The organism is Streptomyces dysideae (genome assembly GCF_001514305.1).
GTDB lineage: Bacteria > Actinomycetota > Actinomycetes > Streptomycetales > Streptomycetaceae > Streptomyces > Streptomyces dysideae.
In genome coordinates this window covers 95,925-115,009 of sequence record NZ_KQ949109.1, presented here as the reverse complement: position 1 = coordinate 115,009, position 19,085 = coordinate 95,925, and the positions used below count along the sequence as shown (strand labels likewise).

Below are 19,085 nucleotides of genomic sequence, written 5' to 3'. Positions count from 1 at the left end.
CGGGCCTTGACCCGGAATATGGAATATGGGGACAGGGGCTGTGCGACTGGAGACGCCTCGGAGTCGACGAACTGCAACAGGCATCTGTCGGCCGAGCACCGGGACCACCCCAGCCTCGGATGCCCCTCCGCCGCCCTGCTAGACGAGATCGGCCGCTGCGGAGACGACACCAAACAGGCTTACACCGACGGCGCGCGGGCCGTCATGGAAGAGATCGCCGCTCGCCTGGCGCCAGAAGATGCGCGGTCGGCCCAACGGAAGTCCGCCTGGACTACTGGACGGAGTCGCTGTACTCCACATCCCGGGCTTCCGCCGCCGGCCCCTCCGGCCGGTGCCTGGCGGCATTCCGGCGGCCGGGCAGCACGGCGAGGACGATCATCGTCCCGGCGGCCATGATGATCCCGCCGATCAGGCTGGTCTGGGCGACGCTGTGGGCGAAGGACTCGTGCACCGCGTCGACGAGGGCCGACGGGGCACCTCGCCCACGAACGGTCCCTCGGCCCCAGATCGAGAGGCGGGCCGTCGCCGCACAACCGGCCGGGTGGCCGCCTGACGCCTCAGGCTCCAGGCGAGACGAGCCGGCGACCACTTGCCCAGGATCAGTACCTTTGGGAAGCTCGCCGGGTGACGCACGGAGGAAGGCGGCCGGTCCGGTGAAGTACATGCTGGTGATCTGCGACGACGAGTCCGATCCGCAGGGTCCGCGGGAGATCACGAGCCGCCCCGACCACGTCGCCTGGATCGACTACATGCAGAGCAGCGGGGTGGAGCTGCTGGGCGGCGAGCGCCTGCGGCCGAGCGGCGATGCCACGAGCGTACGGGCCCGGGACGGGGAAGTGCTGATCAGCGACGGGCCGTACGTGGAGGCCAAGGAGCAGATCGGCGGCTTCGCGCTGATCGAGTGCGCCGATCTCGACCAGGCGATCGAGGTCGCCGCCCGGCACCCGTTCGCCGCGCACGGCGTGATCGAGATCAGGCCGGTCTGGGCAGGGTGACCGGACCGGTCGACGCGGCGCTCACCGCGGCGTTCCACCAGGAATGGGGGCAGATCGTCGCGACACTGATCGGGTTCACCGGCGACTGGGATCTCGCCGAGGAGTGCGCGCAGGACGCCTTCGCACTGGCGCTGGAGCGGTGGCCGCGCGACGGCGTCCCGGACCGGCCGGGCGCCTGGCTCACCACCACGGCGCGCAACCGCGCCATCGACCGGCTGCGCCGGGACGCCGTCGGCGCGGCGAAGCTGCGGGAGATGGCTGCGACCTCGCGCGGCGCAGCACCCGACACCGAGGACGCCGAGGTCAGCGGAGTCTCCGACGACCGGCTGCGGCTGATCTTCACGTGCTGTCATCCGGCGCTGGCTTTGGAGGCCAGGGTCGCGCTGACGCTCCGGACCTTGGCGGGTCTGAACACGTCCGAGATCGCCCGGGCGTTCCTGGTGCCGGAACCGACGATGGCCCAACGCCTGGTCCGGGCCAAACGCAAGATCCGCAACGCGGGCATCCCCTACCGGGTCCCGCCGGCCCACCTGCTCGAGGAACGTACGAACGGGGTCCTCGGTGTGCTCTACCTGCTGTTCAACGAGGGGTACGCGGCGACCAGCGGTGCCGATCTGGTGCGGCAGGCACTGACCGCCGAGGCCCTACGGCTGGCGCGGCTGCTCGTCCGGCTCCTGCCGCATGACGGCGAGGTCGCCGGGCTTCTGGCCCTGATGCTGCTGCACGACGCCCGGCGCGCCGCCCGCCTCGACGACGCGGGCGACCTGGTCACCCTGGAGGAGCAGGACCGTACCCTCTGGGACACCGGCGAAATCGCGGAAGGGGTCGAGCTGCTGAAGACGGCGCTCCGACGCGGGCGGCCGGGACCGTATCAGCTCCAGGCGGCCATCGTCGCCTGTCATGCCACGGCCGCGGACGCCGCCGACACCGACTGGGAGCAGGTCGCCGAGCTGTACGAGCGCCTGGTCGAGCTGCTGCCCTCGCCGGTGGTACGGCTCAACCGGGCCATCGCCATCGCCATGACCCGCGGCCCGGCGGCCGGTCTCGAGCTCGTCGACGAGCTGCAGGCGTCGGGGGCGCTGACCGGCTATCACCTGCTGCCGGCCACCCGGGCCGATCTGCTCCGCCGCCTGGACTGTACCGACGAGGCCGTGGCGGCCTACCGCCAGGCGCTGGACCTGGCGACCACCGACAGCGAGCGGCGTTTCCTCTCCCGCCGGCTGGCCGAGCTCGGGGCCCGCTGAAAGTCTCTCCGGTGGGCTGTCGATTTCTCCGGCGCCCGTTCGTCGGTGGGGCGACCTACCAACGAACGCCAGGAGGCGTGACATGCGCAAGCTCATCGCAGCGATGAAGCTCTCCGTCGACGGCAAGACGGAAGGCCCGGAAGGCCACGCGGACTGGGTGGCGGCCTGGTCCGACGACTACGACCTGACCGCCCAGGTGGACGCGTGCCTGCTCGGCGCGGGGATGTACGAAGGCTACGAGTCGTACTGGACCGCGATCCAGAACGAGCCCGAGGGGGTTCACTGGATCACCGGCCGGCCGCCCACGCCGGGTGAGCTGGAGTGGGCACGCTTCGCCGCGCGGACCCCGCACTATGTGCTGTCGAGCACCATGGAGTCGGCGCAGTGGCCGAACACCTCGTTCCTGCGCGGCCTCGACGAGATCGCCGCGCTCAAGGAACAGCCCGGCAAGGACATCTACCTGATGGGCGGCGCCCAGATCACCGCCGGCCTGATCGACGCAGGGCTGGTGGACGAACTCCGCCTCATCGTCTATCCGCTCATCGCCGGAAAGGGGAAGACCCTCTTCTCGGGGACGCAGCAGCGGCACGGACTGGAACTCCTGAAAGTCGAGCAGTTGCCGGACGGCCTGGTGAGCCTCATCTACGGTTCGACCAGGTGAACGACCTCAACGCCAGGGTCATCGAGGAGTTCCGGGCGAACGCGGGACGCGTCGGCGGCTCGCTGTCGGGCACGCCGATGCTGCTCCTGCACCACATCGGGGTCCGGTCGGGGATCGAGCGGGTCACGCCGCTGGCCTGCTCACCCCGGCCGGACGGCGGCATCGCCGTCATCGCCTCGAACGGGGGCTCGCCCACCCATCCGACCTGGTACCACAACCTCACGGCCCATCCCCGGGTCACCGTCGAGATGGGCACCGAGACCTTCGTCGCGGAGGCCGCCGAACTCGACGACGCCGCCCGCGCCGACCTGTGGCCCGAGCTGGTCGCGGAAGCGCCCACGGCCGGCACGTACCAAGCCAGGACCGCGCGCCGGATTCCGGTGTTCATCCTGAACCGGGTGCCATGAGAACACTGTGGTGCTGATCGGGTCGTCCCCCGCTCGGCGGGGGACGGCCCGATCGCATGGGGAAACGATCTTCGTGAGGCCGACGTGGCTCGTCAACCCCACTCGTGAACACCCCCGTCCGCCTGGAACAAACCGGACCCGGCGACGGTTGGACCCGTTAAATACCCCACCGGGTATATGAGAGGAGAGCGGATCCCCATGCCGACCATCGAACTGACCAAAGAGAACTTCGAGGAGACCGTCACCGGATCGGAGATCGTGCTGATCGACTTCTGGGCCGCCTGGTGCGGACCGTGCCGCACGTTCGGCCCCGTCTACGAGAAGGCGGCCGAGCGCCACCCGGACATCGTCTTCGGCAAGGTCGACACCGAGGCACAGCCCGAACTCGCGGCGCCTTCCAGATCTCCTCCATCCCCACCCTGATGGCCGTCCGCGACCGGACCGTCCTGTACTCGCAGCCGGGCGCTCTGCCGCCGCAGGCTCTGGAGGAACTCATCACCAAGATCCGGGCCGTCGACCTGACCGACGTACGCCGGCGGGCCGCAGCGGGTGCGGCGGATCGGCGCTGACCGTCCAGCGTCCCCTCCGGGGCGCCCACAGAATCCGCGAGCGCCGACCCACCGGTTCAGCGGCCGCGCACGGCAGCCTTGAGGCAACTCAACGGCTGACACCGCGCCGAGCGAGCCGCCCGGATCCGGCGTCCGTCGAGTGGCCACTGCGGATCGAACGGAGGGAGGCTGGAAGTAGGTCCGCGTACCCCGACAGCGGTTTTCGATCGCCGAGGAAGGCCGCGACCGGACGGGGTGACCAGCGGACGGGAGGAAGACCATGAAGGTCGGAGTACTGACCGGCGGCGGTGACTGTCCTGGCCTCAACGCCGTGATCCGCAGTGTCGTCCGCAAAGGCGTCGACGAATACGCCTTCGACTTCATCGGCGTACGGGACGGCTGGCTCGGTTTGCTCCAGGGTGCTGTCATGCCGCTGGACATCTCCAGCGTGCGGGGGATCCTCCCCCGCGGCGGGACCATCCTCGGTTCCTCCCGCACCAACCCGTTCAAGCACGAGGACGGGCTGCGACGCGTGCAGGACACGCTTGCCACGCACGACGTGGACGCGCTCGTCGTGATCGGCGGCGAGGACACGCTCGGCGTGGCCACCGAACTGAGCCGCCATGGGATCCGCCTGGTCGGTGTGCCGAAGACCATCGACAACGACGTCTCCGGCACCGACTACACCTTCGGCTTCAACACCGCCGTCGGTATCGCGACCGATGCCATCGACCGTCTGCACACCACCGCCGAGTCACACATGCGCACCCTGGTGGTGGAGGTGATGGGGCGGCACTCCGGGTGGATCGCCCTGCACGCCGGCGTCGCGGGTGGCGCCAACGTGATCCTCATCCCGGAGCGGCCGTTCGACATCGACCAGGTCTGTGCGTGGGTGAAGAGCCGATTCAAGATCAACTACGCGCCGATCGTCGTCGTGGCCGAAGGGGCCGTTCCCGAAGAGGGGCAGATGATCCTCAAGGACCGATCGCTGGACGAGTTCGGCCACGTGCGGCTGTCCGGCATCGGTGAGTGGCTGGCCCAGGAGATCTCGGAACGCACCGGCAAGGACGCCCGCACCACCGTCCTGGGCCACATCCAGCGCGGCGGCACCCCGAGCGCCTTCGACCGATGGCTGGCCACCCGCTTCGGCCTGCACGCCATCGACGCGGTCAAGGACGGTGACTTCGGCGTCATGGTCGCCCTGCAGGGCACCCGGATCGTCCGCCTCCCCCTCCCCGAGGCCACAGCGCAGACCAAGGTGGTCGATCCGTCGCTGTACGACGAGTTCGAGGTGTTCTTCGGCTGACCGGCCCCGGCGCTCACCGGATCGCTGCTCGCTCTCGGAGTCATGGTCGCGCTCGTCCCCGAGGGCCTGCCCGCGACGCTGTCGGTGTCCCTGGCGATCGGCGTACGGCGGATGGCCCGTCGGCACGCCCTGGTCAGACAGCTGCTCTCCGTGGAGGCGCTGGGGTCCGCCACCGTCGTGTGCACGGACAAGACGGGGACACTCACCCAGGCCGAGATGACTGCCGTGGTCATGGTCTTCTCCTTCGCGCCTCGCCGTCCGCGTCGCCGGGACGCCCCTTGGAGCCGGCCTCGCCCCGGCTGCTGCCCTTACGGCCAGTGCGGTCTGTCCGTCATCGATCCGCATTCGGGGAGAGCGGCGCTCACTCATCGGCCCCTCTCCCGCCTTCCGCGAGGGTTTGCGCTGCCCAGCGGCGCCGCACGGCGTCCTCGTGCTCGCTCTGCTCCAGGGCGAGTTCGACGCGGGCGAGCGCTGTCTCAAGGCGGGGGATCCAGTGGCGTCGCAGTGCGCGGACCCGTCGGCGGGTGCTCAGCACCTCCGCTCCGACGATCCGGGCGGCCGCCCGGGCGACGGCGTACTCGGCGGCTGCTCGTACCGCCTCGCGGTAGGCGGCTTCGGCATGAACCAGGGCGGTGTTGGCCGGTGCGGCCGAGGTGGGAGCGCGGTCCTGCAGGGAGCAGGTGACCGCGGACGGGTGGCGGACGCCCATGGTGGAGGTCTCGTCGATCGTGATCGTCGCGGGGCCGGCTCCGGCCGCTGTGCCATCGAGTGCGTGTTCGCCGCCGAGGAGAACCGCTCGGAGCAGCCAGGTGTCGGCTTCCTCGACTCGGTCGTGCCACCGGCTGTCGCTGCTCTCCTCGGCCTGGCGCAGGCGCTCGTGACGGGCGAACAGGACGCGCAGTTTCTGTTCCAGGAGGTCGGCGCCCCGAAGGGCGACAGCCAGACGGTGCCGCAGGTGCAGGCGGCCGGCGCGTGAGGGCGGGACAGGGGACGGGGTCGTCACTCGACCGCCCCCCTCTCGTCGTACTCCATGGACCGCTCGCCGTACTCCATGGACCTTTCGCTGTTCTCCCCTGAGTCTTCCTCCTCGGCCCCTGGGTCCTCCCTGGCGCCATGCGCGTCGAGCAGAGCGGCGGGCAGCATGGAGAGCTGGCTCCGGGGCAGGGTCAGCAGCACCTGCCAAGCAGTCTCCAGCGTCTGGTCCAAGGGCCGTGACTGATCTCTCCGCTGGTCCACGAACCGACGCAGGAACGCCTCCTCGAAGACGAGATGACGGCGGTCGGTCGGGCTCAGCGCCGCCTCGCCGACCAGGTCCGCGAGTTCACGGACCTGACGTGCCCGAGCGAGTGCGGCGAGCAGCTGTGCCGCGATGTCCAGGTGGTCGGCCCGGGTGCGCCCCGGGCCCGCGCCCTTGCGCATCAGGCGGGACAGCGACGAGAGGGCGTCCACGGGCGGGTACACGCCCAGGGCGTGCGTCTCGCGGGAGAGCACGATCTGGCCTTCGGTGATGTAGCCGGTCAGGTCGGGCACCGGGTGGGTGATGTCGCCGGCGGGCATGGTGAGGACGGGCAGGACGGTGACCGAGCCGGGCCGTCCGCGGAGTCTGCCGCAGCGCTCGTAGAGGGAGGCCAGGTCGCTGTAGAGATAGCCGGGGTAGGCGCGGCGGGCCGGTATTTCGCCGCGAGCGGCCGAGACCTCGCGCAGCGCTTCGGCATAGCTGGTCATGTCGCTCATCACGACGAGTACGTGCCGTCCGCTGGTGAAGGCGAGCTCCTCGGCGATCGTCAGTGCGAGGCGCGGGGTGAGGATGCGTTCGATCACCGGGTCGTCGGCGGTGTTGAGCAGCAGCACCAGTTCGCCCGCGGCGGAGCGTTCCTCCAGGGCGTCCCGTACGAAAGAGGCGTCCGGGTGGGTGAGGCCCATGCCGGCGAAGACAACGCTGAACGACTCCCCGCCGGCGGTGGACTGGGCCGCGATCTGTGCCGCCAGCTCAAGATGGGGCAGTCCTGCCGTGGAGAACACCGGCAGCTTCTGCCCCCGGACAAGCGTGGTCAGTGCGTCGACTGCGCCCACACCGGTGAGGACCGGCTCGGACGGTGGTTCCCGCCTGAGGGGGTTGATCGGGCTGCCGCCGACCGCGACGCTGGTGTGCCCGAAGACCGGTGGCCCTCCGTCGATGGGGTCGCCGCGTCCGTTGCAGACCCGGCCCAGCCAGCCGGGGCCCACGGGGATGCGCAGCGGCCCTCCGGTGAAGGCCACCCGGATGCCTCTCGGGTCCATTCCGGTGGTGTCTTCCAGGACCTGCACCACGGCGAGGCCGCGGTCCACCTCCAGGACGAGACCGTGCCGCTGCTCGCCGGACTCCAGGGTGATCCGGACGAACTCGTCCCAGCCGACGCCCGTGACCCCTTCCACGACGGCGAGCGGGCCCCGCAGCTCACGGATTGCCGTGTACTCGACATCGCCCCAGATGCTCGAAGCCGAGCGGCAGTCATCGCTCACCTCACCGCACCTCCCGAAGCCGGGCGAGCATGGCGTCCCGTCGTACCGCCACCCCCTCGGAGTCATGCGGGCCGACCTCCTCGCGGGCCCGGAGTACCGGCTCGAAGTCCACGTCCTCGACGACGGCCGCCGGTACACCCGAGTCGACCAGTTCCCGGCAGCGGTCGACGACCGTGAGCACGGCGTCGACCAGGGCGGCGGTCTTGTCGGCAGCGCAGTACGCGTCCCGGGCCGACAGGGCACTCTGCTGGAGCACCCCTTCGCGAACGAGCCGCCCGGCGAGGACGCTGACGCGCTCCTGGTCGGGCAACGCGGTGATGCCGATCAGGTCAACGAGGTCGGCCAGCCGGTCCGCCTCGGCCAGCAGTGCGGCGACACGCGCACGTCGCGCGGGCCAGGCCGGGTCTCCTACCGCCGCCTGCCGGGCGCCGAGCGCCGCCACGTCGCGGGAGAACGACCCCGACCAGGACAGGGCCGGATAGTGCCGGGCATAGGCGAGGTCACGGTCCAGCGACCACAGGCAGCGGACGAACCGTTCGGTGTGCGCGGTGACCGGCTCGGTCATATCGCCGCCCGGCGGGGAGACCGCGCCGATCACGGTGACCGAGCCACGCTCGCCTCCGAGCGTGGTCACGGCTCCCGCCCGCTCGTAGAACGCGGCGATCGCCGAGGCGAGACCGGCCGGATAGCCCTCCTCCGCGGGCAGTTCGCCGGTCCGGGAGGCGAACTCGCGCAGCGCCTCGGCCCACCGCGAGGTCGAGTCGGCGATGACCACGACGTCGAGTCCCATGTCCCGGAAGTACTCGGCGACCGTGGCACCGGTGTGGATGCTCGCCTCTCGGGCCATCATCGGCATGTTGGAGGTGTTGGCTACGGTCACGGTCCGGTCGGCGAGCCGTCCGCCGGTCCGCGGGTCGTCGAGTTCGGGGAGCTCGGCGATGACATCTGCCATCTCGTTGCCCCGCTCGCCGCAGCCGACGTAGACGATCACGTCGGCGTCGCACCACTTGGCGATCTGCTGGAGCAGCACGGTCTTTCCGGTGCCGAAGCCACCCGGAACTGCGACCGTCCCCCCGTGGGCGACGGGGAAGAGCAGGTCGATCACGCGCTGCCCGGTGCTCAGCACCGCCGGCTCGCCACCGCGCTCGCGCACCGGACGCGGTCGGCGTACGGGCCAGGTGGTGCCGATCCGTACTTCGGTGCCGTCCACCACGGCCACGACGGCATCCTGCGGATAGCCGCCCTCGCCCGCGATACGCTCCACCACACCACCGGCTCCCGGCGGTACGAGCACACGCACCCGTACCGGCCCGGCCCCCACCACCTCGCCGAGCTCCTCGCCCTCCGAGACCCGTGCCCCCTCCCTCACCCGAGGGGCGAACGACCAGCTGCGGTCCTGTCCGACGCCCCGGGCCGCGCCGGGGACGAGCCAGTCCCCGGCGCCGGACAGCGGCCGGAGCAGACCGTCGAAGATTCCCCCCAGCAGCCCTGGGCCGAGGCGCGCGGAGAGCGGTCCTCCCCCGGGGCGCGCGGGGTTTCCGGGCGCGAGCCCGCCCGTGTACTCGTACACCTGGACCGTGACGATGCCACCGCTGATCGCCACCACCTCGCCGGGCAGCCCGGCCTCGCCGAGGAACACCAGGTCGTGCATCGCGGCCCCCTCGGTGTACTCCACCTCGACCAGCGGTCCGGCGACCCGCAGGACACGCGTGGAGACCTCCGCTTTCACGGCGCCCACAGCGTCTCCGCCTCCGCGCCGGCCCGGTCCAGTGCACGCGCGGCCAGGGCATCCAGCGTGCAGTCGACCCGCCGCCCCGGAACGCGGGCGACCAAGCCGCCCTCGGGGTGCACGATGACCTCGGCATCCGGTCCGAGAAGCCGGCGCGTGTGCCCGGTCAGCCGCCCCAGTACGGACGCGTAGTGCGGCGCGTTCCGCAGTTCCCGGACGCGTTCGGTGACACGGCGGCGCAGCTCCTCGTACGCCTCCCGCCGGGCGGTCAGCTCATGAGCCCGCGCCGCTCGGCGGGCCCGGGCGCGTACGTCCCGGGCCGCGGCCGCTCCCTGCGCCTCGCCCTCACGGCGGGCTTCCTCGAGGATCGTCCGGGCCTCGGCGCGGGCGCCGTCGAGCAGCTCCGCCGCTTCGCGATCGGCCCGGGTCAGGAGTGCGACTGTCTCGGCATGGGCAGCCCTCAGCAACTCGGTACGCACCGGTTCGAGTGCGGCCTCGACCTCATCCGGGGCAGGCGTCCTCATGACGGCATCACCGCGGACAGCGGCGTGGCGGCCTCCGACGACGCAGGGCCGAGCGCGTCGGCCGCCGCCGGGGTGAGGATCACCAGCTCCACGTCGTCCGGCAGGTTCCGCCACGCCTCCCGCACCGCGTCCGGTCCCTCTGCTGCAAGAACGACGACTCCCGCCAGCGCGAACCCGGCCACCCGCACCTGTTCTCCGATGGCGGCCACGCGTCCCATGTCATGCCTTTCCGATGAGGATGATCGCAACGACCAGGCCGTAGATCGCGATGCCCTCGGCGAGACCGACGATGACCATGGCCCGGCCGAAGAGCTCGGGCCGCTCGCTGAGAGCAGCCAGAGCCGCGGCGCCGGTGTAGGCGACGGCGATCGACGCCCCGATCGACGCTCCGGCCACCGAGATCGCGGCGCCGATCAGCGCGGCGGAACCGGATCCGGAGTCCTGCGCGACCTCCGCGGCGGTGGCTGCGGCCCGTGCGTCACCGCTGCTGAGCGCCACCGCGAGCAGCGCGAGCGCGCCGACGAACAGGAGGGCGTCGGCGGCGATCACCAGCCGCAGGGCCGCCCGCCCGGACCGGCGCAGCAGCAGCCGGGTGACGAGACAGACCACCACGATGACGGGAAGGGCGATGAGCCAGGTGATCACGACGGCACCTCCGTGCGTTGTACGGGCACCTGCCAGGGGCGGAAGGGTCGGCCCTGTGCCTCGAAGACCCGGGAGAACAGCTCGTAGAACTCCAGCCGCAACGCCTGCACTCCGGCGACCAACGCCTCGAGTGCGAAGGCCAGGGCATTGCCGAGGGCGAAGACCACCACCGCCCCGAGCAGCGCGGCGACTCCCGCCCCGGCCAGCGCGGTCGTGCCGCGCCACACGACCTCGCCGAGTGCGGCATGCGTGAGTCCGAAGGCCGCCAGGCGCGCGAAGGACACGAGGTTCGACCCGATGCGTACCACCACGTCGAAGAGCTGAATGCCGGTCTGGGCGGCGCCACCCGGACCGCCCGCGGTGGCCAGGTACATTCCGGTTCCGGCCAGGACGAGCCCCGTGGCCGCGACGGCCGCCCCGGTGAACGCGTAGCCGGCGTGGCCCAGAAGCCCCGCGCCGACGCTCACGACGAGCCCGAGGTAGAGCGCCCCTCCGGCGATGCCGGAGGCCGCGTACAGGGCATTCGACGGTCCTCCCTCCCGCCAGCGGTTCACGATCCCCGCCCCGTACGCCAGCGCCAGGAGCGCGGCGCCGAGAGCGACGGCGGCGGCCAGCAGCCGTATGGGCTCGTTCAGCGGGTTCAGCCAGAGCACCGGCAGGACACCGGTCGGGCCGAAGAACTCGCCGTAGGCGAGTCCGGCCAGCGTGCTGGTCAGCCCTGCCCCGGCCACGAACGGCCACAGCCCGTGCAGGGGCGCCGCCCGACGGGGCCGGCCGGCGCGCAGCAGGAGCCCCGCCAGGAGCAGCAGCGCACCGTGCCCGGCGTCGCCGAACATCACGCCGAACATCACCACGTAGACGATGCCCGCGGGCAGGGTGGGATCGAGGTCGGCGTAGGGCACCGTCCCGTATGTGCGGACCAGCGGCGTGAACGATCTCCGCACCGCGCCGGTGCTGCGCAGCAGGGTCGGCGGGTCGACACCACGGGGTCCCTTCAGCGGCACCAGTGCTGCCCCCGCACCGGCGAGGCGCTCGGCGGTCGCGGGGACCTCGGCGGCAGGGCACCACCCGGCGAGCGCCCCGACCCCGCCGTGCCGGACGACACCGGAGAGCCGCTCCTCGAGCTGGGCCTCGCCCGCAAGCAGATCTGCTCGGCCCGCGCGCTCCAGTGCGTCGAGATCGGGCGGACCGGCGCTGAGGACCGCTTCCGCGGGCTCGGCGCGCAGACGCTGCAGCCTGCTGGCTGCCGGGCCCCGCACGCCGCCGTCGACAGGGTCGATCTCCATGCAGCCCGACTCGGCGACCCGGACCAGCGTTTCCCTCAGGGCCGGGCGCGGGGCGAGAATCGCCACCCGCCGCATGCGGACGGGGACCATCACCTCAGGCCGGAGCATCGAACGTCTCCGGCGATCCGCCTCCCCGCACGGCCAGCTCCAGCGCCCCGCGCACCCTCCAGGAGTCCGTGGAGAGCACCGCGACGGCGCCCACCACCGGCCCTGCGCCGCGGAGGGATGTGCGCAGCAGCTCGGAGCCGTCCCGATCGAGCCGGTCCCACCAACGGGCCTCCGCCCGCCACAATTCCGCCGCGTCGTCGAGCCCTTCCAGCGCCCAACGCGCCGTGGCGGGCAGATGCTGCCGGAAATCGGAGTACGAGCCCGCGCGCACCGCGTCCTGCCCGAGCAGCCGGGCGGCCCGCCGGGCGGAGGGTTCTGTCAGTCGGCGGCCGACGAGAAACGCCTCGCGGGCGAACAGCAGAGCGAGCCGCCCCGCCGCCCAGCGCGCGGCTTCCGGCACGGCCGCCGCGGTACGCACCGCGGCGGAGACCCGCATCCCGGTGGCCACTGCGGCGGGGGAATCAGCGCCCGGGTCGCCCCACACGGACGCGGCCAGCTCGGCCCTGAGCTCGGACGGCGATCCGGTCCGGGACAGCCGGGGCCACACGGTCGCCAGCGTGCCGAGCCGGTAGGGCCGGTAGGTCACGGTGGGAGCCGCACCGGACAACGCCCGGAGATGATCCTCGGCATTGGAGATCTCGAACCCGGCGGCGAGCGCGCGGACCATCGCGGCACCACCGCGTGGCTGCCAGCCGGCGAGCACGCGCAGGTGCCACAGCAGGGTCGCTCCGACCGTTCGCTGGGCCTCGGCGAGCGACGCCTCCGGATCGAGGTCGCGCCGGTAGGCCGTGCCGCCGAGGTATCGCAGGGCGTCATCGAGCGTCGGGGCCGAGGCCACCTCCCGGAGCCCGGTCATGCCGAGACATCTCGACCGCATGGCCCGGGCCCGGGTGGTACCGGCCACCCATCCGGCGCTCACCCCGGGCCCCTTCCCCGGGGCTCCCCGCGCGGGCCGGGCGCCGGGGCCGTGCCGGCGTGCCATGTGCCGAGTTCCTCGGTCACGAGCGCTGCTACGCGGTCCACCAGGGCGGGCATGCGCGTCTCGGCCCGGTGGCATACGACGGCCGTCTCCCGCTCGGCGGCGGTGAGGAGTTCGGCCGCCTCGGTCTCGGCGGCACGGCGTGCCCGGTCGGCCGCCTCCACTCTCACGTCGTGGGCTCGGGCGTGCGCCTGCTCGATGATCTCCTCAGCCTGTCGCGCGGCCTCGGTCCGCAGCTGCGCGGCGCGGCGGGCGGCCCGTTCGCGGACGGCCTGTGCCTCGGCCTCGGCCTGCTCCAGCAGTGCGAGCGGCGGTTCCAGTTCGGCGGAGAGTTGTGCGGAGCGATCTGCGGGCACGCCCCCTGGCGCCGCCCGGCCTGGCGATCCCGCCGGGCGGAAGCGCATCAGGAAATCCCGGAATCCCGCCATGGGCTCCCCTCATGTCAGCCCTTGGTTCAAGTCTCCGCTCCGGAACGGACGGTGTCGCGCCGGATATGGTCCGCTTCGCACGCAGGCCCAGGCTGTGCAGGGGCGTGCACCTGGAATCGGTGGGACACTGGCCGGGTAGGTGACCGGCCGTGCTCTTCCGGAGGTTGCCGTGAGCGACTTCGAACACCAAGCCACTGGGCAGGAAGCCCGTCACGCCATGCCGCGCCGCCCCTGGACACCGGAGGAAGAGCACCGTCAGGACATGCTGCGGCGCTATCTCGGCGTCCTTGCCTCCGCCGCTGCCGCAGAGGCAAGGACAGAGGCAAGGACAGAGGCAGGCGAACCGGCAGCCGGTCCGGCGGACACGCCGCCGTCCAGCGCCGAGCACCAGGCCGGTGAACAGGCGCCGGGAGCACCACACGTACGCGACGTCATGCGCGTGCCGGCCGTCTCGGTCCCCGGCGACATGCCGTTCCTGGACGTCGCCCACACGCTCTCCCGCGAGCACCTGAGTGCCGTTCCCGTCGTCGATGCCGAGGACCATGTGGTCGGGGTGGTGTCCGAGTCCGACCTCCTCGCCAAAGCCGCCGTCATGGCCGTCTCGCACCGGTCCGGTCCCATCGGCAGGCTCCGGGAACACCGCCTCTACGAGAAGAGCCGGGGCGAGACCGCGGCCGCCCTCATGACCTACCCGGCGGTCACCGTCCACCCGGGGGACCTGGTGGCCGACGCCGCCTGGACTGCCGCTCGCGCCCGCCTCAAGCGGCTTCCCGTCACGGACCACCACGGTCGGTTGGTGGGTGCGGTCAGCCGCATCGACCTGCTCCGGTCGCTCATCCGCAACGACGCCGAGATCCGCGAGGAAATCGAGTCCCGGATCCTCCGGCGCGAATTCCTCCTCGACCCCGGCTCCATCGAGCTGACGGTGGACAACGGCGTGGTGACCGTGGTGGGGAGGCTGGACCCGGCACTCGTCCCGAAGCTGCTCGAGAGGATCCGGGAGATCGAGGACGTTGTAGACGTGGTCGACCGCCTCGACGCGGGATGACGGCGCTCAGCGGAGCTACCCGGGCCGGCCGAAGCGAGAACGCCGGCCGGCCGGACCATCCGGTCCGGTCCAGGCGGCTCGCGGTGGTCGCTGCGGCCACAGCCGTGCCTGCACACGCATGACCACGTGGCCGAGGCCGGACAGCCCGCAAGCGATCGCCAGGTCGGCGGGCGAAAGCGGTTCCGTGCCCAGCAGGTCCCGCAGGGCAGGCAGGTGGACACCGGCTGCCTGGAGGGCCAGGGCCGCACCCACGGCGACCAGCAGGAACGGGTTGGCCAGACTCCCCGGTCGGGCCCGGGAACCAAGCGCCACACCGAGCTGGGTCGCCCCGAGAACCAGGATGCTCACACCCCCGGCAGCAGGAGCGTCCAGGTCTCTCCCGGTGCGACGGTGACGGCCCGGTCGGGCAGGACCACACACGGATCGGGGACTCCTCCGAGTCGGGCACACCGATCCCCACGTACTCCGACACCGCCGGAAGCGGCACGGGGTCCAGCCGGAGGGCGTCCTCACGGGTCTCCAGACCGGTCAGGCCGCGCTGCACCAGATCCAGGGTCCCGGCCATGGCGCCGAGGTGGATGCCTTCACCGGTCGTGCCGCCCTGGAGGTCGGCGACGTCCTGTTCCAGGGCTTCCTGGCAGTACGTCCACGCCTCGGCCTGACTGACCCGCGCAAGGACACAGGCGTGGACGAGGCCGCTGAGCCGCGTAGGTGGCCGGGTAGTGCACCAGGCCCGCCCTGCTCTCGGGCACCGCGCCGCGGGTGGCGAAGTAGCCGTTGCCGAGCGTGCACAACGATTCGCGCAACCGCTCGACAGCGGGGTCGTACCTCTCGTACTCCCAGGTCCACTCCGACATCTGTCGCCCTCGCCTTCTCCCCTCATGAGATGTGCAGGAGCGTGCGACGCGCGCCGGAGTTCAGACCCGCTGCGGGACGACGGCCACCGGGCACTCGGCGTGATGCAGCAGGGCATGGGTGACCCTGCCGAGCTGCAGACCGAAGTGACCGTGCCGCCTCACCGCACCCACGACCACCAGGTCGGCGCCGGCCGACACGTCCAGGAGGACCTTGTGGGCGGGGCCTTCAAACGCTTGGCGCAGTACATCCACCTCTGGGTGATTGCGCACGCCGTCACGCAACGCGTCGGTGAGGAGGGCGGAGGCCCGTTCCTCGTGAGCAACGGCGGAATCGTCCACCATCAGGGGGCTGTCCACGTGCTCATGCGCGCGGCGGCGCCAGGCCCGTACGGCATGCAGGGTGCAGCCGCGTGCCTCAGCCTCGCGGAAGGCGAGCCGCAGGGCAGCAGAGCCCTCGGTGGAGTCGCCGACGCCGAGCACCACCCGACCGAAGGAGCCCTGCCGGTTCCGCTCCCCACCGCGGACCACGATGACCGGGCACACCGCACGGGCGGCCACCGTGAGGCTGACCGTCCCCAGCAGCAACCCTGCGACCTCGCCGCGGCCGCGGGAGCCTGTGATCAGGGCAGAGGATTCATGTGCCGCGTGCAGCAGCACGGACACGGCGTCGTCGGGCAGCACGTCGCTCGACACCTTCACGTCTGGGTTGCGCAGCCGGGCGCGGTCCGCGCAGGACGCGACGATGTGCTCGGCCATGACCTCTTCGGCCGGACCGTCGGTGCTGAAGGACGGGCGGCTTCCCTCGTACCGCTCCCACAGGGAGGCGTAGACGAGCCGCAAGGGCAGCCCGAGGCGCGCCGCCTCGTCCACCGCCCAGTCCACGGCCTGCAGGCTGGAGTCCGATCCGTCGACACCCACGACCAGCGGGAGCTCCATGGTCCCCACCGCCTTTCCTGCCCGGCCACCGCGTGAACGCCCTGTGAATACCGTCGCACCGCCCCGGATCCGTCGCGACACGTGGACGGACTCCCGGAGGGAGATCTCGGCCCGGGTTGCACCGGGCCGATTTGCGACGATCGTGGAGTCATACGGCCGGGAACACAGCACTGGGTGCCACTCGGTGAGACATCCGTGACCGGATACGCGCCCCGCCTCCACTCACTTCGAGGTCATGCGAAGGGAAGGCCTGAGCCGGCGCGGGCGAAGTGCCCTGACGAGGCGAGACGAGGAGGCCCGAGTGCCCGAGACCCCGCACATCGTGAGCGATGTGATGACGCATACGGTCGTGGCCGTCGGACGCGACGCGCCCTTCAAGGAGATCGTGCAGACCATGGAGCAGTGGAACGTCAGCGCCCTGCCGGTGCTGGAGGGAGAAGGGCGCGTCATCGGCGTCGTCTCCGAGGCCGACCTGTTGCCCAAGGAGGAGTTCCGCGACAGCGACCCGAGCCTCTTCGAGCAACGTCGGCGCCTGTCCGATCTCGCCAAGGCGGGAGCCGTGACGGCTGGTGAGCTCATGAGCACCCCCGCGATCACGGTCCACCCCGACGCCACCTTGGCCCAGGCGGCAAGGATCATGGCCGTCAGGCACGTCAAGCGACTGCCCGTGGTCGACGACCTGGACATGCTCCAGGGCATCGTCAGCCGCGCCGATCTGCTGAAGGTCTTCCTGCGCTCGGACGAGGACATCGAGGAGGAGGTCCGACGCACAGTGGTGTCCTACCTCTTCCCGGCCTTCAGCCACGCCATCCACGTGAACGTCCACGAAGGCGTCGTCACCCTCCGTGGACACATCCGCGACACCTCGCTCATCTCCGTCGCCGTGCGCCTCGTACGCGCCATTGAGGGCGTCGTGGACGTCGAGCCCCAGCTCACCGGCGGGTCCACGACTCCGGCCGCCCGTGGGGGCGAGCAGTAGAGGGTCGAACCCGGCACGCACACGGAAGGTGAGGAACCGACCAGCGCTCCTCCGTCACTGCTCCGCCGCCGTAATACGGCGCCCCGTGATGCGCGTGGGCTGGATCCACACCCACATCTCGCGTTCACCCCCGGGCCACGGCGTGGTGTGGGCGCGATCGACCAGCCTCCGCACGGCGTCCGGCTCGGTGACCGCCCGCGCAGGTCCGACGACGAGCACACTCCAACCCTGGCTCATGGCCTCATCCACGTGGTCGACCTCGAAGGCGACTTCCGATCCCACGGCCGCCGCCGGGACCGAGCCCGGGGCGGTCCGGAACGCGATCGCATCGTCGACGACCTCGTAGTTCACCGGAACCACCGCCGGGCCGTCCGGTGTCGACACCGCCACACGCCCCACCCCGTGCGTGGATAGCCGGGCGCGGCATTCGTCGGGGCCAAGGTCCAGCAGCTGAGGGTGCAGGAGCGCCTGACCCAGGCCAGGCGGCAGATCGATGCCGCCGCCCCGCAGAGCGACGGTGGTGGTGCCCAGTGCGTCCGCCACGCCGATAAGACTGGCCACGGTCGGATCGGCCGGGTGTTCTTCGAGGTACGCCAGGTATTCCGGCGCCATTCCGGCGCGGCGGGCCGTCTCTTCTCGGGTCAGTCCCTGGCGTGTGCGTTCGGTGGCGATGCGGCGGCCGATGTCACCGGGATCGGGCGGCCTGCCCGGCGGGGTGCCGCGGGGCACGGCAGCTGTCTGCACGCCTGGCTGTTCCGTGCGTGGCCGGGAAGGCTCGTGTGCGCTCCCGGGCCCGTGCTCGATGTGATGGATGTGTGCGTCGGGCCCAGGGAAGATGAGGGTCACCTCGTCCGTGTCCGACCAGCGCACATCGTAGGGAGGCGTTCCGTCCTCGTGGTGGAGTCCGACAATCTCGCCGTCGCGCCTGGTGGCGCCGGTGGCAGGGCTCTCGACCACGATTTGATCGCCGAGTTGAGCTCGCATGATCGCCGCCGTTTCCTCAGAATGCTGATGTAACCCAACGTCCCGCGCGGCGTGCCGCCGCACGGGATGAGAACCCCGTGATCCGGGTGGCCGGACGGCCAGTCCGGGGCCGGCCCCGTCCTCTCGACCCTGGCTGTCTCCGCCCGGAAGGGAGAGGCGACATGCACCTGACCGTGGTCGAGGCGTTCCCCGCAGCTCGGTCCTGTCGCCTCGGACGTGACGGTCGAGGTTCGCGCAGAGCACGTGAGCCTCGGTGGATCCGTCGAGGTCAGGAACCTGATCCCGGTGATCGAGCGGCTGTGCCGGAGCGTTCACGGCGTGGCCTCGGTCGCCGAGCACGTCGCGTACCGAGCAGACTCCTCCGGAGTTCCCCCACCGGCACGTGAGGGCAGCGCAGGACCGGGCTCGGAGCGACGCACAGCCGCTGGCTGTTCCTGCTCCCGCCCCTGACTCAGCCGGCGATCTCGATGCGATGCGCTTTGGCCTTCTCGGCCTTCGGAACGCGCACGGTGAGAACCCCGTTGGCCAGCTCGGCGCTGATGTGTTCGGTGTCCGAGTTCGGCGGCAGACTCGTGCGGTAGCCGAACTCCCCGATGTGGCGGGCGCGCCGCCGGACCACGCCGGTGCGTTCCTTCTCCTTGATCTCACCGTGGACATCGATCTCGGAGGCGGTGACCTCCACGGTGATGTCGTCCTTGGCCACACCGGGAACCTCCAGCTCCACCAGGTACGCGTCCTCGGTGTCCTCGATGTCGGCCGGCGGCGCCCATGCCCCGGCGGTGCCGAGTTCGGCGCTGCCAGGAAAGGCGGACTGCATGAGCCGGTCCATGCGGGTGTGCAGGTCCTCAAGTTCGCGGAACGGGTCCCATACCGGGAGAGCGCCCCTCCCATGGTGATGGTGCGCAGGCAGCGTCATCGG

The 19,085-nt window shown here is 71.5% G+C and carries 23 protein-coding genes and 4 pseudogenes; 11 read left to right on the top strand and 16 right to left on the bottom strand.

Annotation, left to right across the window (positions count from 1 at the left end):
• Nucleotides 1–81: 81 nt before the first annotated feature.
• A pseudogene (locus AQJ91_RS56595) lies at nucleotides 82–264 on the top strand (TetR/AcrR family transcriptional regulator); the annotation flags it as partial.
• 7 nt (nucleotides 265–271) lie between these two features.
• Here AQJ91_RS56595 and AQJ91_RS38485 read toward each other — a convergent pair.
• The gene (locus tag AQJ91_RS38485; RefSeq protein ID WP_067031441.1) at nucleotides 272–451 is read right to left on the bottom strand and encodes a hypothetical protein; all 180 of its coding nucleotides are present in this window, start codon (nucleotides 449–451) and stop codon (nucleotides 272–274) included.
• 211 nt (nucleotides 452–662) lie between these two features.
• Between AQJ91_RS38485 and AQJ91_RS38480 the strand changes: the two genes are divergently transcribed.
• From AQJ91_RS38480 to AQJ91_RS57925, 7 genes and pseudogenes are all read left to right on the top strand, one after another.
• A complete protein-coding gene (locus tag AQJ91_RS38480; RefSeq protein ID WP_107122647.1) occupies nucleotides 663–995 on the top strand; it encodes a YciI family protein in 333 nt (110 codons plus the stop codon).
• Nucleotides 992–2,239, top strand: a complete 1,248-nt coding sequence (locus AQJ91_RS38475; RefSeq protein WP_067031435.1) for an RNA polymerase sigma factor — start codon at nucleotides 992–994, stop codon at nucleotides 2,237–2,239. The genes AQJ91_RS38480 and AQJ91_RS38475 overlap by 4 nt, the downstream gene beginning before the upstream one ends.
• Before the next feature lie 82 nt (nucleotides 2,240–2,321).
• Nucleotides 2,322–2,900 (top strand): dihydrofolate reductase family protein, encoded by a 579-nt coding sequence (locus tag AQJ91_RS38470; RefSeq protein ID WP_067031433.1) that lies wholly within the window; start codon nucleotides 2,322–2,324, stop codon nucleotides 2,898–2,900.
• On the top strand, nucleotides 2,897–3,307 hold the full coding sequence (locus AQJ91_RS38465) for a nitroreductase/quinone reductase family protein (RefSeq protein WP_067031431.1): 411 nt from the start codon (nucleotides 2,897–2,899) through the stop codon (nucleotides 3,305–3,307). Before AQJ91_RS38470 ends, AQJ91_RS38465 begins: the two co-directional genes overlap by 4 nt.
• Nucleotides 3,308–3,505: 198 nt before the next feature.
• Nucleotides 3,506–3,876: pseudogene (gene trxA / locus AQJ91_RS38460) on the top strand (thioredoxin).
• 259 nt (nucleotides 3,877–4,135) lie between these two features.
• Complete coding sequence (locus AQJ91_RS38455; protein WP_067031428.1) at nucleotides 4,136–5,161, top strand: 6-phosphofructokinase; 1,026 nt, start codon at nucleotides 4,136–4,138, stop codon at nucleotides 5,159–5,161.
• Nucleotides 5,162–5,191: 30 nt separating this feature from the next.
• Nucleotides 5,192–5,389: pseudogene (locus AQJ91_RS57925) on the top strand (hypothetical protein); the annotation flags it as partial.
• Between the two features lie 133 nt (nucleotides 5,390–5,522).
• On the opposite strand, the gene AQJ91_RS38450 reads toward AQJ91_RS57925, so the two are convergent.
• From AQJ91_RS38450 to AQJ91_RS38410, 9 genes are read right to left on the bottom strand one after another with little or no spacing between them, the layout of a single operon-like run.
• Nucleotides 5,523–6,164, bottom strand: coding sequence for a V-type ATP synthase subunit D (locus AQJ91_RS38450; RefSeq protein WP_079085539.1), 642 nt, complete (start codon nucleotides 6,162–6,164; stop codon nucleotides 5,523–5,525).
• Nucleotides 6,161–7,663: a V-type ATP synthase subunit B gene (locus tag AQJ91_RS38445; RefSeq protein WP_267891282.1), complete on the bottom strand. Its 1,503-nt coding sequence runs from the start codon at nucleotides 7,661–7,663 to the stop codon at nucleotides 6,161–6,163. Before AQJ91_RS38445 ends, AQJ91_RS38450 begins: the two co-directional genes overlap by 4 nt.
• 1 nt (nucleotide 7,664) lies before the next feature.
• Nucleotides 7,665–9,401, bottom strand: coding sequence for a V-type ATP synthase subunit A (locus AQJ91_RS38440; RefSeq protein ID WP_199848134.1), 1,737 nt, complete (start codon nucleotides 9,399–9,401; stop codon nucleotides 7,665–7,667).
• Nucleotides 9,389–9,916 (bottom strand): hypothetical protein, encoded by a 528-nt coding sequence (locus AQJ91_RS38435; RefSeq protein ID WP_067031425.1) that lies wholly within the window; start codon nucleotides 9,914–9,916, stop codon nucleotides 9,389–9,391. The genes AQJ91_RS38440 and AQJ91_RS38435 overlap by 13 nt, the downstream gene beginning before the upstream one ends.
• A complete protein-coding gene (locus tag AQJ91_RS38430; RefSeq protein WP_067031422.1) occupies nucleotides 9,913–10,134 on the bottom strand; it encodes a V-type ATP synthase subunit F in 222 nt (73 codons plus the stop codon). Before AQJ91_RS38430 ends, AQJ91_RS38435 begins: the two co-directional genes overlap by 4 nt.
• A gap of 1 nt (nucleotide 10,135) precedes the next feature.
• On the bottom strand, nucleotides 10,136–10,561 hold the full coding sequence (locus tag AQJ91_RS38425; protein WP_067031420.1) for an ATP synthase subunit C: 426 nt from the start codon (nucleotides 10,559–10,561) through the stop codon (nucleotides 10,136–10,138).
• Complete coding sequence (locus AQJ91_RS38420; RefSeq protein ID WP_079085537.1) at nucleotides 10,558–11,955, bottom strand: V-type ATPase 116kDa subunit family protein; 1,398 nt, start codon at nucleotides 11,953–11,955, stop codon at nucleotides 10,558–10,560. Before AQJ91_RS38420 ends, AQJ91_RS38425 begins: the two co-directional genes overlap by 4 nt.
• On the bottom strand, nucleotides 11,942–12,859 hold the full coding sequence (locus AQJ91_RS38415; RefSeq protein ID WP_324618048.1) for a V-type ATPase subunit: 918 nt from the start codon (nucleotides 12,857–12,859) through the stop codon (nucleotides 11,942–11,944). The genes AQJ91_RS38420 and AQJ91_RS38415 overlap by 14 nt, the downstream gene beginning before the upstream one ends.
• A gap of 11 nt (nucleotides 12,860–12,870) precedes the next feature.
• Nucleotides 12,871–13,290 (bottom strand): hypothetical protein, encoded by a 420-nt coding sequence (locus AQJ91_RS38410; protein WP_067031418.1) that lies wholly within the window; start codon nucleotides 13,288–13,290, stop codon nucleotides 12,871–12,873.
• Nucleotides 13,291–13,531: 241 nt separating this feature from the next.
• Here AQJ91_RS38410 and AQJ91_RS38405 point away from each other — a divergent pair, with 241 nt between their 5' ends.
• Nucleotides 13,532–14,410 (top strand): CBS domain-containing protein, encoded by an 879-nt coding sequence (locus AQJ91_RS38405; protein ID WP_067031415.1) that lies wholly within the window; start codon nucleotides 13,532–13,534, stop codon nucleotides 14,408–14,410.
• A gap of 15 nt (nucleotides 14,411–14,425) precedes the next feature.
• Here AQJ91_RS38405 and AQJ91_RS38400 read toward each other — a convergent pair whose 3' ends face one another.
• The 4 genes and pseudogenes from AQJ91_RS38400 to AQJ91_RS38395 all read right to left on the bottom strand — a co-directional run bounded on the left by AQJ91_RS38400 (nucleotide 14,426) and on the right by AQJ91_RS38395 (nucleotide 16,203).
• A complete protein-coding gene (locus AQJ91_RS38400; RefSeq protein WP_067031413.1) occupies nucleotides 14,426–14,758 on the bottom strand; it encodes a cation transporting ATPase C-terminal domain-containing protein in 333 nt (110 codons plus the stop codon).
• Nucleotides 14,755–15,113, bottom strand: a pseudogene (locus tag AQJ91_RS50895) (glycoside hydrolase family 65 protein); the annotation flags it as partial. The pseudogene AQJ91_RS50895 and the gene AQJ91_RS38400, both read right to left, overlap by 4 nt.
• Nucleotides 14,995–15,267, bottom strand: coding sequence for a hypothetical protein (locus AQJ91_RS58560; protein ID WP_159054747.1), 273 nt, complete (start codon nucleotides 15,265–15,267; stop codon nucleotides 14,995–14,997). The gene AQJ91_RS58560 and the pseudogene AQJ91_RS50895, both read right to left, overlap by 119 nt.
• 60 nt (nucleotides 15,268–15,327) lie before the next feature.
• The gene (locus AQJ91_RS38395; protein ID WP_067031473.1) at nucleotides 15,328–16,203 is read right to left on the bottom strand and encodes a universal stress protein; all 876 of its coding nucleotides are present in this window, start codon (nucleotides 16,201–16,203) and stop codon (nucleotides 15,328–15,330) included.
• A gap of 301 nt (nucleotides 16,204–16,504) precedes the next feature.
• Between AQJ91_RS38395 and AQJ91_RS38390 the strand changes: the two genes are divergently transcribed.
• Nucleotides 16,505–17,182 carry a CBS domain-containing protein gene (locus AQJ91_RS38390; protein ID WP_067031410.1) on the top strand — a complete coding sequence of 226 codons (678 nt, stop codon included), beginning with the start codon at nucleotides 16,505–16,507 and terminating at the stop codon, nucleotides 17,180–17,182.
• A 54-nt stretch (nucleotides 17,183–17,236) separates the two neighbouring features.
• Here the strand turns inward: AQJ91_RS38390 and AQJ91_RS38385 are convergent, their stop codons facing one another.
• Nucleotides 17,237–18,166, bottom strand: a complete 930-nt coding sequence (locus tag AQJ91_RS38385) for a pyridoxamine 5'-phosphate oxidase family protein (RefSeq protein WP_067031407.1) — start codon at nucleotides 18,164–18,166, stop codon at nucleotides 17,237–17,239.
• 216 nt (nucleotides 18,167–18,382) lie between these two features.
• On the opposite strand from AQJ91_RS38385, the gene AQJ91_RS52845 reads away from it, so the two are divergent.
• Nucleotides 18,383–18,616 (top strand): BON domain-containing protein, encoded by a 234-nt coding sequence (locus tag AQJ91_RS52845; protein WP_107122644.1) that lies wholly within the window; start codon nucleotides 18,383–18,385, stop codon nucleotides 18,614–18,616.
• A gap of 1 nt (nucleotide 18,617) precedes the next feature.
• Here the strand turns inward: AQJ91_RS52845 and AQJ91_RS38380 are convergent, their stop codons facing one another.
• The gene (locus AQJ91_RS38380) at nucleotides 18,618–19,082 is read right to left on the bottom strand and encodes an Hsp20/alpha crystallin family protein (protein ID WP_067031405.1); all 465 of its coding nucleotides are present in this window, start codon (nucleotides 19,080–19,082) and stop codon (nucleotides 18,618–18,620) included.
• Nucleotides 19,083–19,085: the final 3 nt, after the last annotated feature.